Raw genomic sequence first — 15,515 nt, forward strand, 5'->3', positions numbered from 1 at the left:
TTGCCCCGACTGTCAAGAATTTCACGGGCGTGGATGTCGATGATTGTGCTCATTATGTGGCCCTCAGACTTTGGTTGCCATCACGCGGGCGGTGTCCAGCATTCGATTGGAGAAACCCCATTCATTGTCGTACCAGCTCAGAATCCGAACCATTCCACCCTCGGTCAGACGGGTCTGCTGGGTGGCAAAGATCGACGAATGGGGGTCGTGATTGAAGTCTGCGGAAACCAACGGCTCATCTGTCACCGCCAGTACCCCACGCATTTCGCCGTCTGCTGCGGCGCGAATTGCGTCGTTGATCTGATCCACGGTTACGTCTTGTTTCGGCATAAAGCAAAAATCGACAGCCGAAACATTCGGTGTCGGCACCCGGATGGCAGAACCGTCCAATTTCCCTTTGAGCTGGGGAAGAACCTCACCGACAGCACGGGCCGCTCCTGTCGAGGTCGGGATCATCGACATCGCGGCCGCTCGGGCGCGGTAGAGGTCTTTGTGCATCGTATCCAGGGTAGGTTGATCACCTGTGTAAGAATGCACTGTGGTCATGTAACCCGTTTCAATCCCAAAGGCGTCGTCCAGCACCTTGGCAACCGGAGACAGGCAGTTGGTTGTACAACTTGCATTCGACACAACGATCTCGTTGCCTGTCAGACTTTTGTGGTTCACGCCATAAACGATCGTCTTGTCAGCACCCGAAGCCGGGGCGGAAACCAAAACTTTCTTTGACCCATTGCTCACGTGCTGAATGGCGCTTTCGCGTTTTGTAAACAGACCGGTGCATTCAAGTGCGACGTCGACATCCTGCCAAGCCAGCTTTGCGGGGTCGCGCTCTGCACTGACGCGTATTTCGCGCCCACCAACAAGCAAAGTGTTTCCATCAACCTGAATATCTGTATCCAGTCGCCCATGAACGCTGTCGTATTTCAACAAATGCGCGTTCGTCTCAATCGGACCAAGATCATTGATGGCCACCACGGCGACATCGTTCCGCCCTGCCTCAACCAAAGATCTTAGGACACTGCGACCGATGCGACCAAACCCGTTGATTGCTACTTTTACCGTCATTTTACTTCTCCAAAAATTTAGAATGCCGCTTCGGATTGCGCATCAAGGGATTCTGACATCGACACGACGCGCAGGATGTTCGTGGTGCCTGCAGTGTTGAAAGGAATGCCCGCCGTAACCGCGATGCGGTCATCCTGACCGGCCAGCCCCATATCCCGCGCGGCGCAGACTGCCGCTTTTACCGCGCCCTTGAAACGGATGGCGGGATCGACCGGAGCACAGGATAGACCCCAAACCAGGCCCAGCCTTCTGGCGACGGACGGATCGGGGGTCAGCGCCAGAATAGGCACGCGCGGGCGTTCCCGTGCGGCCAACGTGGCCGTCGAGCCGGACATGGTGTAACAACAGATCGTCTTCAGCGCGGTCGTCTCAGCGATTTCCCGAGCCGCAGATGTAATCGCCTCGGACACCGTGCTCTTGCAGGGGGTGCGTGCTGCTTCCATCGCTTCAAGGTAACCGGGATCCTGTTCCGTTTCCTCGGCTATAGCGTTCATCATCTGAACTGCATCGACCGGAAATTGTCCCGCTGCGGATTCTGCCGACAACATGACCGCATCGGCACCGTCATAAATGGCCGAAGCGACATCGGACACTTCAGCGCGGGTGGGCACAGGGCTGCCGGTCATGCTTTCCAGCATCTGAGTTGCGACAATCACAGGCTTCCCGGCCGCGCGGCACCCCCGCACCAGCTGCTTTTGGATTGCCGGAACCTTTTGGATGGGCAGTTCCACACCCAGGTCGCCACGCGCCACCATGATCGCATCCGACGCATCCAGAATTGCAGGAAAACAGTTTACCGCCGCCGGTTTTTCAATCTTGCTCAAAATACGCGCCCGGCCTTTTGCCAGTTTGCGCGCGTCTTCGATGTCTTCGGGCCTTTGCACAAATGACAAGGCAAGCCATTCGACACCAAGCTCGCACACAAACTCAAGATCTGCCCGGTCCTTGTCGGACAACGCAGCCAAAGGAAGCACGACATCAGGGACATTCACGCCTTTGCGGTCAGAAATACGCCCGCCTACCATAACGCGACACTCGGCATGTTGGTCTGAGCAATCAATCACAGACATGCGAATGAGACCGTCATTGACCAGTAGCGTTGCACCCGGGGTCAGAGCCCGGAAGATTTCCGGATGCGGCAACTGAACACGATTTTGATTTCCCGCGGTGCCCTCCAGATCAAACCGAAAGCTCTGCCCATCGACCAACAGCGCACCACCGCCTTCGAACAGGCCGCAGCGCAGCTTGGGGCCCTGAAGGTCTGCCAGAATACAAATGGGCGCGTTCATATCCGCCTCAACCTTGCGGATCGTGGCATGCAACCGGGCGATATCATCGTGCCGTCCGTGGCTCATGTTGAGGCGGAACACATCCGCCCCTTCGGTTTTTAGGGCACGGATGGTTTCATAGCTGCTTGAGGCTGGACCAAGCGTCGCCACAACTTTGATGTTTCTGTTTCGGATCATTCGGACCTTGCCCCTGAACCATTTTCATTTGTTATCGCTAACAATCATCATTCAAGCCAAAAGTCAACATTTTCGCGCATTCAGGCGTTCTTTTTTGGAAATTATGTTCGATAATTTCGAATTATCTTGAAAACCACACAAAAACCGCACATCTATTTTTGAGCGCAAAGGATCAAAACATGCTCGGCAAGAACAGAAAATCTGAGATTCTGCACATCGCTCAAATCGAAGGAACGATCCGGGTCGAAGATCTTGCCCGACGCTTTGGGGTCGCCGAGCAGACCATCCGCCGAGACCTTGCGCAGCTATCTGATACCGGCCAACTGGAACGCGTTCACGGGGGCGCTGTCGTGTCTTCGGGGGCGGGAAATCTCGACTATGTGCAGCGCCGCAATCGAAATACTGAAGGCAAGGCAAGAATTGGCCGAGAATGCGCCGGCAGCATTCCAAACGGCGCAACCGTTTTCATAAACATCGGAACCACCACCGAAGCTGTTGCCCATGAGTTGCTGGCCCACAAAGACCTGTTGGTTGTCACCAACAGCCTGAACACCGCCAATATCCTTGCGGTGAACCCGGATATCGAAATTGTTGTCGCAGGTGGTTCGTTGCGGCGCACAGACGGTGGTCTACTTGGCAACCTGACAACACAGGTGGTGGATTTGTTCAAATTCGACCATTCAATCATAAGCTGCGCCGGAATTGACGCAGACTTGGATCTGCTGGATTTCGATTTTCAGGAAGTGCGCGCGACGAAGTCCATCATACGACAGTCAAAGTCGACTTTTGTGGTTGCCGATAGCTCAAAAATGCTGCGGTCAGCCCCTGGGCGGATTGGGAATCTTGCCGATACCGATATCCTTTTCACCGATGCACCGTTGCCGGACGGTATGATGCAGAAGGCGCGCGAACTCGGCACATCCATCAACGTCGCGCAACCCTGAGGCGCGGTCGCAAGGCCAAGGTGGCGCCCTGCGACCGCTTGCGGTCGTAGTTAGCTGGCCAATCGTTCAAAAAGCCGCGCGACAGCTTCGGCACCAGGATCGACATGTCCCCGCAGTTGTTCTGCGTTGATATATGATGCGCGACCAGCTCGGGCCCGCAACATCGTTGCCGTTTTGTCAGCCCCAGCTCGCGCGGCAACTGCTGCATCGGGCAATCCGCCTTCCAGCTTGTCCAGAGCCGGTTTCAATGCATCAATCATTGTCCGGTCACCGGGTTGAGCACCGCCAATATCCTGCATCCGCTTCAAACCAACGTGCAACGCCTTCTGCATCGTTTCACCACTTGATGCCGCATCCCCCGCCGCCGCAAAGAAAATGGCGAGCAAAACGCCTGAAGACCCGCCCATAGTCTGACTCAGCTCTTGGCCGATTGCGCGGTACAGTTGCGTGTGATCCGCCAAAGGCAGCTTGTCCATCGCTGCGATCAGGGCACGTGCCGCGCCTGCAAGCGTCGAGCCTGTGTCACCATCGCCGGACTTGGCATCCAGCGCGTTCAGGTCAGCCTCGGCCGCTATCAATATCTCGCAGCATCTTATCAGGAACGAACGCGTCTCGGCATGATCTGAGGCCAGAGGCTTAATTGGCTTCAGGCCATCGGGCAGTTCAAGCACGGGAACGTCGACCAATGCGTTTACACCGGGCCATGCGCTCAGGTGCGTTTTGGCCTGCAATGCCATCAGATCCTCGGTCGGCGCAGGATAGACCGAGATCGAAAATCCGCGCATTTCAAGAGAAGTCATCAACGCCGCAGGTCCAACGATATGGCTAATCTGCTGCCCGATCGACGAATGCTTGAGCTCATGCGCCAGAATAGACATTTCCAGAACGGAAGCCCCGCCAAGGTTATTCAACAAAGCAACATAGCGCTGGTCAGGGTCCATCTTTGCACCCAGCTTTTCAACCATCATGGCAATGGCGGATTTAGCATCCGAGTATTCAACCTGATCAATCCCGGCCTCACCATGGATACCGAGGCCCAGTTCAGCCTTACCGCTTGGAATGCGATCTTCTTTCGGTGCGCCGGGCACCGTACAGGTGTCAAGCGACATACCGATGGACGATGTGCCAGCAATAACGCGCTCGGCTGCGGTTGCCACCGCATCGAGGTCAGCGCCATTCTCGGCCAATGCACCGGCGATTTTATGCACGAACAGCGTCCCCGCAACACCGCGTGCCTGGGGCAGATCAGGCAGCGCGACGTCATCATCCACGATGACCAAATTCACATTGAGTCCAAAGGCGCGCGCACGTTCAGCCGCAAGGCCAAAGTTCAGGCGATCGCCGGTGTAGTTCTTGACGATAAGCAAGCAACCTGCCGGTCCGGTCACAGCCAAAATCCCGGCCAGAACCGCGTCGACAGAAGGTGAGGCAAATACGTCACCACACACCGCGGCGGTCAACATACCTTCGCCAACGAACCCGGCGTGCGCGGGCTCGTGACCCGACCCCCCGCCAGACACCAGCGCAACCTTCGACTTGTCCCAGTCCGTGCGCACCACCACCCTGATATGTGGATAACCGTCCAGCCGGGCAAGGCGACCACCCGATGTTGCGATCACGCCGTCAACGGCTTCTGCAACGATGTCTTCTTTTCTATTGATAAAATGGGTCATTTCAGCCTCTTTTACTGAATCCGGACGCCTTCGGCGTCGAAGAAAAACGGGTTGTTCGGAGCGATCTTGACGATATCGCCGCTTTTGAGCGAGGTGTGTGCGTCGGTTACAGTAATCAGATCATGATCCCTGAAAGACAGATGTAATCTGGTTTGATCGCCCAGATGTTCGACCCGCGTAACAAGACTGTCCTGCCCGTCCCCCTGTCCGATCTGTTCTGGGCGCAGGCCGATGGACTTGGCACCGCTTGGGGCGTGACCAAAGATATCGGCAGGCAGAATGTTGATCCGGGGCTGGCCAAGGCGGCTGGCCGCATAGATGCTGACTGGGGCTTCGTAGATTTCCCGCGGCGTGCCAAACTGGATCAGCTTTCCATTATCCAGAACACCCACATGGGTCGCCATGGTCATCGCCTCGACCTGATCGTGTGTCACATACAGTAGCGTCGCGCCACTATCCGCCTGAATGCTCTTCAGCTCAACCCGCAGATCAGCGCGCAGCTTGGCATCCAATGAGCTGAGGGGTTCGTCCATCAGATAGACTTCGGGATTTCGCACCAAGGCACGACCAATCGAAACACGCTGCATTTCCCCGCCAGACAAGGCGGTCGCCTTGTTTTCAAGTTTGTGCGCGATCTGCAATGTCTCAGCGACGCGCTGCACTTTGATCCTAATCTCGTCCTCGGGCGTCTTCAGCAAAGGGGACCGCAGCGGGAAGGCCAGATTTTCATAGACTGTCAGATGCGGGTACAGCGAGTATTGCTGAAACACCATGGCGACGTTGCGCTGAGCCGGGGTCAATCCGGTCAGGGTTTGGCCATTCATCAGGACGTCACCCTCATCCGGCTTGTCCAGCCCGGACACCATGCGCAGCGTCGTTGTCTTGCCGGCCCCGGTTGGCCCAAGAAGGACGACAAAAGCCCCATCCGGGATCGTCATGGATATGTTGTCCAAAGCGACCATGTCGCCAAAGCTTTTTGTCACATTGCGAAGCTCAACCTCAGCCATGGTTCAGAACTCCTTCGTTTCCTGCGGACAACAATGCCCTGCCCTTTTCCGTTTCGAACACCGTGATTGTACGCTCATCAAAGTGCAGGCCCGTTTTTTCGCCCACATGAACGCGATCGCTGGATGGGATGCGCGCCTTGATCTCGCCATTCGGGGTGTTCAGTGTCACGATCTGAGTGGTGCCAAGGTATTCCGTCGCCGTCACTTCGCCGCGATAGCTGGAACTGTCATCCAGATGCACATGTTCAGGTCGCACACCAAGCGCCAGATCGCCACGCGCGCCGCCATGCTGTTCGGGGATGCGAATTTGACTGTCGCCCAGATCGACCGAGTGAGTGCCGCTGCCAACAATGCCATGAAAATTCAGGAAGTTCATGGAAGGTGAACCGATGAAACTGGCCACGAACATCGTAGCGGGCCAGTCATAGATATCTTGCGGCACTCCAAATTGTTCGACAACGCCGTGGTTCATGACGACGATCTTGTCGCCCATCTGCATCGCCTCTAGCTGGTCGTGGGTCACGTAAACCGTGGTTGCCCCCATCCGGTCATGCAAGGCACGCAATTCTTCGGACATATGCTCGCGAAATTCTGCATCCAGCGCACCCAGCGGCTCGTCCATGAAGAACGCTTTGGGGTCCCGCACAATGGCGCGCCCCAAGGCGACGCGCTGACGGTCGCCTCCTGACAACCCGCCAACAGGTTTCTTCAGAATATCGGTGATCCCCAGAATCTGGGCGACCTCGTCCACCTTCTTTTTGACCTGCGCCTTGGGCATCCCTTGGCTCAGCAGGGGATAGCTGATGTTCTTGCCGACATTCATATGCGGGTAGAGCGCGAACATCTGGAACACAAAGGCGATATCGCGCTGGCTGGCAGGCTTCATACCCACCTCTTCACCGTCGATGTAAATCTCGCCGCTGGTGGGCAGCTCAAGCCCGGCCATCATACGCAACGTCGTGGTCTTGCCGCAGCCCGAGGGGCCAAGCAGCATGAAGAACTCGCCATCTTCGATGGTGAAACTCGACGACTGCACGGCGGTAAACGTCCCGAATTCCTTGCGCACGTTTTCGATTCTGATCTGTGCCATGTTCTTACTCCGGGAAGTGGCTGACGATGATGAACATCACCGTGCCAATCAGCGTGACAATGAAGGAATAGGTGAACAGGGCCAGCACAAAGGGCTGCATCAGCATGATCACACCCAACGCGATAAGGATGGAGGCCACCATTTCCCAAGGGCCACGGCGCAGCCGCAGCAGGCCATTGATAAAGCTTGTCATTTGCGTACAGCTCCGAATGTGATGCCGCGCAGCAGATGCTTGCGCAGAAGAATGGTGAAGACCATGACCGGAACTAAGAAGATCGTCGCCCCGGCGGCCACGGCGGGCCAGTCCTTGCCGCCAACACCGATGATGGTCGGGATGAAGGGCGGTGCGGTTTGTGCGGTGCCCGAGGTCAGCAGAACAGCAAAGGCGTATTCGTTCCACGCAAAGATCAGGCAGAAAATCGCGGTTGAGGCGATGCCCGTCGCGGCCTGCGGCAGCACCACTTTGTAGAAGGCCTGAAAGCGGGTGTATCCGTCGATCAATGCGGCCTCTTCATATTCCACCGGGATCTCGTCGATGAACCCTTTCAGCAACCAGACCGACAGGGAGAGGTTCACGGCCGTATACAGCAGGATCATACCCAGATGCGTGTCGTTCAACCCTAGTTGCCGGAACATCAGAAAAATTGGGATCGCCACCGCAATCGGCGGCATCATCCGGGTCGACAGGATGAAGAACAGCAAATCATCCTTGAGTGGCACCCGGAACCGGCTGAACGCATAGGCCGCAGCGGTGCCCAGCACCATACACAGAAAGGTCGAGCCGAACCCAATGATGACCGAGTTCATGAAACGCTCGCCATAGCGCGACGCGCCAGTGATAACCTGCCCCTGTTCGCGAACCATTTCATCATACCATGTCTCTGGCGGGGGCAGCGCAGCCAGGTCTTCTTCATTCAGGCGCGTGCGCTGCGTGAACAGGTTGACGTAGCCTTCCAGCGTCGGCTCGAATAGGATTTTGGGCGGATAAGAGATCGAGTCGGCAGGCGACTTAAACCCGGTGGCGATGATCCACATCAGCGGCAGGATCGTGATGACCGCATACAGTACCACAGCGGTACCAGCGACCCACTTCGTCCGGTTGGACGGCTCTGTAACAGAAAAGCTCATCTTTCTTTTACCTTGTTCAGGGCTTTGACGTAGATCGAAGCCAGCCCAAAGACGGTGACGAACAGGATGACCGCATAGGCCGAGGAATAGCCGGTGCGCCATTTCTCGAACGCTTCGCGTTTCAGGTCGATCGAGGTCAGCGTGGTCGTATTGCCCGGACCACCGCCGGTCAGCTGCACCACAAGGTCGAACATCTTGAAGTTCTCGATGCCGCGGAACAACACGGCCAGCATCAGGAAGGGCAGCGCCATCGGAATGGTGATCGTCCAGAACTGCCGCCACTTGCTGGCGCGGTCACATTCGGCGGCTTCATAGATCGAATCCGGGATTGAACGCAGACCCGCCAGACAGATCAGCATCACAAATGGCGTCCACATCCAGGTATCGGCGATTACAATGGCCCAAGGCGCCAAATGAACATCGCCGATCATAGAAAAACTGGATGGATCACCACCGGTAAAGAACGTCACTACATAATTGAACAGGCCGATTTGCGGCTGATAGAGGAAAGTCCAGAAATTACCTACAACGGCCGGGCTTAACATCATGGGGAACACGATGATCGTGGTCCACATATCATTGCCCTTGAATTTCATGTTCAGCAAATAGGCCAGTGCAAAGCCGATCAGAACCTGCAGAACGATGGTCCAGATCAGGAAATGCGCCGTGGCCTGCATCGTCATCCATGTGTCACTATCGGTCAGGATACGTTCGTAGTTGCGCAGACCGACGAAATCGATTTCACGGTTGGGCCTGTTCACCTTGTAGTTGGTAAAGCTCAGCCGGATGGTCCAGATCAGCGGAAAGATGTTGACGGCCAACAGCAGGAAAATGGACGGCGCGACGAAAATCCAGGCGATGGTTCGATCTGACAGCCCGCGCACTTTCCGAGCCATCGGCTCGGGTGTCGCTTTGGCGATTTTATCCATCGGTGTGTGTATCATTGTTTGATCCTTCATCGGCGACAGCGACGCTGTCTCCGAAGGTGGCGGAGTGCTCCGGATTAGCATTTTGCCAATCCGGAGAGGGAGCGCCGGGCAAACGGGATTGCCCGGCAAAATTTACGCTTAGATTTTGCCTTCGTCTTCGAAAGTCTCGGTCCAATCGTCGACCAGACCATTCAAGGCTTCCTCGGCCGTGCCATTGCCCGCAATCACATAGTCATGCACACGTTGCTGCATGGCCAGAAGCAGTTCGGCATAAGCTGGCTCCGCCCAGAAATCCTTAACGATCGCCATCGAATCGAGGAAGGTCTGCGCATAGGGCTGGCTGGTTGCAAAACCAGGGTCTTCGACGACCGCCTTCAGCGCGGAATAGCCACCCAGTTCCCACCAGCGAGACTGAATTTCAGGCTGTGCGAACCACTTGATGTATTCCAGTGCAGCATCCTGTTTGTCGGAATAAGAGACAACAGAAATCCCCTGCCCGCCCAATTGGGCAAACTGCCCGCTCGGACCTGCGGGGTTCGGGAAGTAACCAGACTTGCCGCCGCCCACATTCGCGTCAGCCTCAACACCCGGCCAGATGAAGGCAAAGTTCATCTGCAATGCGACCTGACCGGACTTATAAGCGTCGATGTTTTCACCCATGTACCAGTTCGAAGATCCCGGCGGTGTGGCGGTATCATAGAGGTCCTTGTAGAACTCCAGACCAGCGACCGCATCTTCAGAATTGACGAAGCCATCCAGTTCATACGGGCTGTCGGGGTTACCATATTCGAACCCATAGTTGTACAGCGCGTTGGTCACACCCATCGTGATGCCTTCGGACCCGCGCTCGGTATAGATCGCGGCGCCGTAGACCGTCGTTCCGTCAATATCGCGGCCTTGGAAGAACTGAGCGATGTCTTTCAACTCGTCCAAAGAGTTCGGGACATCCAGATCCCGGCCGTACTTTTCCTTGAACTCAGCCTGCAGTTCGGGGCGTTCGAACCAATCCTTGCGATAGGTCCAGCCGACAACATCTCCGAACGCTGGCAGCGCCCAATAGTTGGGGGTATTCTTCGGCCATTCCGCGTAACCTGTCACGGTTGCCGGGATGAAGTCATCCATTGTGATGCCTTCGGCATCGAAGAAATCGTTCAGTTTGACATAGTGCCCATTTTCGGCGCCGCCCCCGATCCACTGACTGTCACCAATCATCAGATCACATAGTTTACCGCCCGAGTTCAGTTCGTTCAGCATCCGGTCTGCAAAGTTAGGCCATGGCACGAATTCGAAATTCATGGTGTGGCCGGACTTTTCCTCGAAGTCCTTGCTCAGTTCGATCAGCGCATTGGCCGGATCCCAGGATGCCCAGCACAGGGTCAGGTCCTCGGCGCTGGCGGCGCCGGAAACGGCCATCACCGCGGCAGTTGCAACAGAAAGTTTAAGCTGCGTCTTCATCAGAAAGCTCCTCCCATTTGTTTGGCGCCGACTCCTCTGACGGCGACTCATTGATGGAATAGTCGTAAATGAGGCACGTACCTCAGATCAAGCTTTTTCTGAGGTACGTGCCTCATTTCGCTTGCATGTGCCTTGAAACTGGGCAAATATTTTTGAACACCAAAGGATAGAAACCGACTCGATGCGACCAACAACCAAAGACCTCGCCAAAGCTGCCGGTGTCAGTCTGGCCACTGTGGATCGCGTCCTGAACAATCGCCCGGGCGTGCGCAAGAAAACCGTGAAGGCGGTGAATGAAGCAATCGATAAGATCGGCTTTGTGCGCAACCTGTCCGCTGCCAATCTGGCCAAAAGCAAGAGGTACAGGTTTCGGTTCATGCTTCCGCGCCGCGGGGATTTGTTTATTTCAGAACTGCGCGAACGCATTTCCGAAACCGACCGAGGCCTTGCGGCCGAAGGGATCGAGATTTCGCATCAGGAAATTTCGCAGGCCGATCCGCATCTGATCGCACGCACATTGCTGAAGCTGTCGCCTGATAAGGTCGACGGGATTGCGTTGATGGCGCCTGAATCACCTCAGGTGCGGGATGCCGCCATCCGGCTTCAAGAAAAAGGCGTTCAGGTTGTGCACCTCATATCCGGTCAGCTTGAAATGTCCGATATGGATTTCGTTGGCATCGACAACCGCGCCGCGGGCGCAACCGCGGCCCGCCTAATTGGCCGTTTCATTTGCGGGCGGCAGGGAAAAGTCATGGTCGTTTCAGAAACCATGAACGCACGTGACAGTCTGGAACGGCGTCACGGGTTCGATCAGGTTCTCAAGCAGGACTATCCAAATCTAATTGCGCTGCCCTCACTTGAGACGCATGGTGATCAGTCACGGGCGCAAGAAATCGTCCTGAACACGTTGCGAAACAATCAAGACGTTATCGCTGCGTATATCATGAGTTCCGAAGCGCGCTCACCCCTGAATGCCCTGCATTGCAAAACTGATCACGGTGAGCTGGTCGTAATTGCACATGAGCTGACGGAACGTACACGCAGCGCGCTATTGAACAAAGAAGTGGATGCAATCATCGCGCAAAATCCCGGTCATCTGGTACGCAGCTCGGTCCGGTTGCTGCGCGCAAGGTGCGACAACCGTGAGATCATGCAGTCGCAAGAGCAAATACGCATTGAAATTCTCATCCAAGAAAATTTGATACCCGACGGATTTGCAGCAAGCTATAGCGCCCAATAGACGGCCAGCAGGATCGGATGTTTGATTCTGCCGAATTATATTCGAACGATTATCCGCATAATCTTGTTCAAAAGCTCTCGCTCTCCAAAACTGCGGTTTTGCGCGAGGTTTTGGTTTAATTCAGCACACTGCTTGGATGTGCCACGCTTTCGACTCTAGACCAATAGCAGGACAATCACTGAACCCCATAGGGCGAGAAGGACGTTACCAACTGCATAACCCAACCCATAGCCAAGGGTTGGTACTTGGCTCTGCGCGGCCTCTTGTACAGCTGCCAAAGCGGGTGCGGATGTCCCTGCCCCACAACATGTTCCGGCCAGGACCCCTTCGTTGATTTTGAATATCTTACGACCCACAAAAATCGCTGATCCATGCGCCAGAAAAACGATTGCCAGCGCACCAAAAATCAGGGACGGGCCGCTTGCCAGTACACCAGCCACAAAACTTGTCCCCGAGGTAATGCCCACACATGCCACAAAGACGCACAGGCCAACTGAATCGAATATCCAAAGCGTGGCTTCGGGAACAAATCCAAATGTGCGGCGAACCGAGCGCAACCAACCTGCGACCAGCCCCCCCAACAATACCCCTACCGAAGTGCCCAGACCAAGCTCGACCGCGCCATAATGCAGGGCTGGAATCCCAATCAAACCACCCAACAGGATAAAAAACGCAACAAACACCATGTCCGTTTTGCTTGTTTCTCGGTCCAGATAACCCAACTTGCTTGCTGCGTCCTGAATATGGCTGCGCGTACCGGAAACTGTCAGGACATCTCCCATGTGCAATGGGACACCCCGAAAAACCGGTAGCCGTTCACCGCTGCGCATGATCCCACGAAGAAAGATAGTTCGGGCTTCGGGGCGGACGGAAAGTTCACCTAGGGTTTTGTTGACCAACTCTTTGTTAGTTACAACAATGTCGCTGGTTTCAACGGGAAGATCCAAAAGTTCAGGGTCTTCGACCTCTTCCCCCAGAAGGCTACCATGGTCAATAAGATAGGACCGCATCCCGGCGATCGCTGCGATATCTCCGTTTTGCAGGACCATGTCCCGTGACGTCGGCAGGATTTTGTTGCCTCGGCGAACGCGATCAAAGAAAGCCCGCACGTGGATCGGAACCCGAGCTTCCAATTCGGCCACGGTATGTCCTGCAAAGTCAGGATTTATGCGATAGGCCCGCGCTTCAAAGTCACGATGCTCGGAATGCCACGGGGCATCGTCATCTTGCAGTTCAGATTCATATTCAGCACATGCGTCCCGCAAAGATCGCCCATAAAACCGCGGTGCAATTTGCGTGTGGAACACAATCGTGGCGATGACACCAACAAAATATGCAACCGCAAAACCTGTCGCGATTTCGGCTTCAAATATCTGCTGGCTTGCTGCGTCAGCACCTGTTTTCGCAAATGCATCAATGGCCACACCCAAAGTCGCACTTTCAGTCGCCCCACCTGCCAAAAGCCCCGCCGCGACACCAACCGAAAGACCCATAAGTGGCGCTAGAAGGACCGCAACCAGCAACGCAATTGCGCATAATAAAACGGTAATCCCGATCTGAGGCAGGGCACCCAGGTTCAAGGAACGAAAGAACTGAGGCCCGGTGCGATAGCCAATCGAAAACAGAAACAACAGGAAAAATGTCTGCTTCAAGTCATCGGACACGACCACTCCGGTCTGCCCGACCAAGACACCAGCAAGCAGGCATCCCGCCACTGAGCCAACAGTAAAAGAGCCGAAGGAAACTTTTCCAATCGCGTAACCAAGGGTCAGGCTGCAAAACAGCGCCAATTCAGGGTGAGTTCTGAATATCGAAATGATTGCTTCCATGAAAACGGCTGTCCCTCGGCCCTATCCTGTAATGCGAGTTCAACCGTGAATCGGCAGACCTTTTGAAGCGCGATACGATTGCACGTATCCCGTCGCAACGGCACGCACCGCACGCCCGATTTTCCGATATGCATCATCATCAAGATTTGCGAAGGACACACGTGCAGACCAGTTAGGCGCGTCGAATCCCGATCCATTCAAAAGGACAATCCCATGGTCCTGCGCAAGTTTGAACGAAATGTCGAGCGGGTGGACGTTCTCTTTTATCCAATCCACGACTTCTTCACCTACATATTTCCGAAGCCAGAACTCAAAATCAATTATTCCATAGTATCTGTCGTACAAGGGGTTATCCGGTACTTCGATCCCCATACCTTCGACCAATTCAGTGAAGCGATGTTCAAGAATGCTCATGCAAAGGGCTTGATATGCCTTGTCTTCGTCCATCATCTCGACCAGAGAAAACAACGTCATCATCACTTGCTGAGGAAGTGAAAGGCCAGCCGTGTGATTCAGGGCAACATCCCGGCTGTCCGCAACAATTCTGTCTATGAATTTGAGTGTGGAGGGGTCGGGTGTCAGGGTTCTGTAGCGCGCTTCGACAACCGCTTTAGTCTCGGCCGGGGCCTCGGCGATCATTTTGTCAAATATGTTGTCTTCGGCCACGAGGATTGTACCCAACCTCCAGCCCGTGCAGCCGAAATACTTGGAGTATGAGTAAACCCCGATTGTGTTTTCAGGCAGATGCGCCATCACGGATTCAAAGTTTGGCACAAAAGTCCCGTACACGTCATCCGTCAGAATGATCAGATCTGGCCGACGGGTTTTTACAAAACTGACCAATCGCTTCAATACGTCAGGGCTTATTGCGACTGACGAAGGATTTCCGGGATTCACCAGAAATAGGGCTTTGACCTTAGGATCTGCCAGCGACTCCAGATCTTCATCCGTCAATTGAAAGTGATCTTCTTCCTCGGATGAGACATGCACGACATTCAGTGAATAGTCTTCAAGTTCTGGCATTTCGAGGTAGGGCGTAAAAATAGGTGTCCCCAACGCGATCGTATCGCCCGCGTTCAAAAGCCGTTGATTTTTCAACGCTTTGAAGATGTAGCACATTGCGGCTGTTCCTCCTTCGACCGCATAGATGTCAAACTTGGCATCAGGGCGATGGCCCGCGCACATTGCCCACATCAAATATTCATGAACAATCTGTTCATTGTGAACGAGACAGCGGTCCGGCATAGGATAATGATCGCCAATGATGCTGTCGGTCAGTTCCAGCACAAAGTCATCCGCATTAAAATCGAACTTCTGAATTGCAAAATCCACGACACTTGCCAAGGTAGCCGCGGCAGGACTAGTACTTTCCGCATTGGCACAATAAGCCATCAAACGATGATAAGACCCCGGCCCTTGTGGCATTCCGGCCAACCCGACTTGTGGTTCATTCCGGTCACGCTGCGCCTCGGTAATCGCGAATTGCCCCAAAAAGAAAAAGACTTCTCTCGCTTTGGTTGCAATCCAGTTTGGGTTTCCCCGACCAGCGTTCAGATACGGTAGGGTCGAGGCGCGTGACTCTTTCTGAGCCAGCTTGATGAGCTCGTCTTTGATCTCAAAAGGGCTAAGATCTTCGAACTTGTGTAAATCAAGAGTTTCGGACATCGGTTCTTATCCATGTTTATCAAT

At 54.8% G+C, this 15,515-nt stretch carries 13 protein-coding genes; 2 read left to right on the forward strand and 11 right to left on the reverse strand.

Annotated elements, in window-relative coordinates; genetic code table 11:
- Positions 1 to 63 precede the first annotated feature (63 nt).
- Complete coding sequence (gap, locus tag GOX75_RS15770) at positions 64 to 1,065, reverse strand: type I glyceraldehyde-3-phosphate dehydrogenase (RefSeq protein WP_171124699.1); 1,002 nt, start codon at positions 1,063 to 1,065, stop codon at positions 64 to 66.
- A gap of 17 nt (positions 1,066 to 1,082) precedes the next feature.
- A complete protein-coding gene (pyk, locus tag GOX75_RS15775; protein ID WP_171124701.1) occupies positions 1,083 to 2,531 on the reverse strand; it encodes a pyruvate kinase in 1,449 nt (482 codons plus the stop codon).
- Positions 2,532 to 2,710: 179 nt separating this feature from the next.
- Between pyk and GOX75_RS15780 the strand changes: the two genes are divergently transcribed.
- Entirely contained in the window at positions 2,711 to 3,475 is a 765-nt protein-coding gene (locus GOX75_RS15780) for a DeoR/GlpR family DNA-binding transcription regulator (RefSeq protein WP_171124702.1), read from the forward strand.
- Between the two features lie 50 nt (positions 3,476 to 3,525).
- On the opposite strand, the gene GOX75_RS15785 is transcribed toward GOX75_RS15780, so the two are convergent.
- The 7 genes from GOX75_RS15785 to GOX75_RS15815 all read right to left on the reverse strand — a co-directional run bounded on the left by GOX75_RS15785 (position 3,526) and on the right by GOX75_RS15815 (position 10,757).
- Entirely contained in the window at positions 3,526 to 5,148 is a 1,623-nt protein-coding gene (locus GOX75_RS15785; RefSeq protein ID WP_171124704.1) for a dihydroxyacetone kinase subunit DhaK, read from the reverse strand.
- An 11-nt stretch (positions 5,149 to 5,159) separates the two neighbouring features.
- Complete coding sequence (locus tag GOX75_RS15790; RefSeq protein WP_171124706.1) at positions 5,160 to 6,155, reverse strand: ABC transporter ATP-binding protein; 996 nt, start codon at positions 6,153 to 6,155, stop codon at positions 5,160 to 5,162.
- Entirely contained in the window at positions 6,148 to 7,245 is a 1,098-nt protein-coding gene (locus tag GOX75_RS15795; RefSeq protein WP_171124708.1) for an ABC transporter ATP-binding protein, read from the reverse strand. The genes GOX75_RS15790 and GOX75_RS15795 overlap by 8 nt, the downstream gene beginning before the upstream one ends.
- Before the next feature lie 4 nt (positions 7,246 to 7,249).
- Complete coding sequence (locus GOX75_RS15800; protein WP_170488331.1) at positions 7,250 to 7,438, reverse strand: hypothetical protein; 189 nt, start codon at positions 7,436 to 7,438, stop codon at positions 7,250 to 7,252.
- Complete coding sequence (locus tag GOX75_RS15805) at positions 7,435 to 8,373, reverse strand: carbohydrate ABC transporter permease (RefSeq protein ID WP_171124710.1); 939 nt, start codon at positions 8,371 to 8,373, stop codon at positions 7,435 to 7,437. The genes GOX75_RS15800 and GOX75_RS15805 overlap by 4 nt, the downstream gene beginning before the upstream one ends.
- Positions 8,370 to 9,317, reverse strand: coding sequence for a carbohydrate ABC transporter permease (locus GOX75_RS15810; protein ID WP_171124711.1), 948 nt, complete (start codon positions 9,315 to 9,317; stop codon positions 8,370 to 8,372). Before GOX75_RS15810 ends, GOX75_RS15805 begins: the two co-directional genes overlap by 4 nt.
- Before the next feature lie 123 nt (positions 9,318 to 9,440).
- The gene (locus GOX75_RS15815) at positions 9,441 to 10,757 is read right to left on the reverse strand and encodes an ABC transporter substrate-binding protein (protein ID WP_171124713.1); all 1,317 of its coding nucleotides are present in this window, start codon (positions 10,755 to 10,757) and stop codon (positions 9,441 to 9,443) included.
- 181 nt (positions 10,758 to 10,938) lie between these two features.
- Here GOX75_RS15815 and GOX75_RS15820 point away from each other — a divergent pair, with 181 nt between their 5' ends.
- Complete coding sequence (locus tag GOX75_RS15820; RefSeq protein WP_171124715.1) at positions 10,939 to 11,997, forward strand: LacI family DNA-binding transcriptional regulator; 1,059 nt, start codon at positions 10,939 to 10,941, stop codon at positions 11,995 to 11,997.
- Between the two features lie 155 nt (positions 11,998 to 12,152).
- Here the strand turns inward: GOX75_RS15820 and GOX75_RS15825 are convergent, their stop codons facing one another.
- Both GOX75_RS15825 and GOX75_RS15830 read right to left on the reverse strand, forming a co-directional pair.
- Positions 12,153 to 13,826, reverse strand: a complete 1,674-nt coding sequence (locus GOX75_RS15825; RefSeq protein WP_171124717.1) for an aspartate:alanine exchanger family transporter — start codon at positions 13,824 to 13,826, stop codon at positions 12,153 to 12,155.
- A gap of 39 nt (positions 13,827 to 13,865) precedes the next feature.
- Positions 13,866 to 15,491, reverse strand: coding sequence for a bifunctional aspartate transaminase/aspartate 4-decarboxylase (locus GOX75_RS15830; RefSeq protein WP_171124719.1), 1,626 nt, complete (start codon positions 15,489 to 15,491; stop codon positions 13,866 to 13,868).
- Positions 15,492 to 15,515: the final 24 nt, after the last annotated feature.

The sequence above is a fragment of the Ruegeria sp. HKCCD7251 genome (genome assembly GCF_013031165.1).
Lineage (GTDB): Bacteria > Pseudomonadota > Alphaproteobacteria > Rhodobacterales > Rhodobacteraceae > Ruegeria.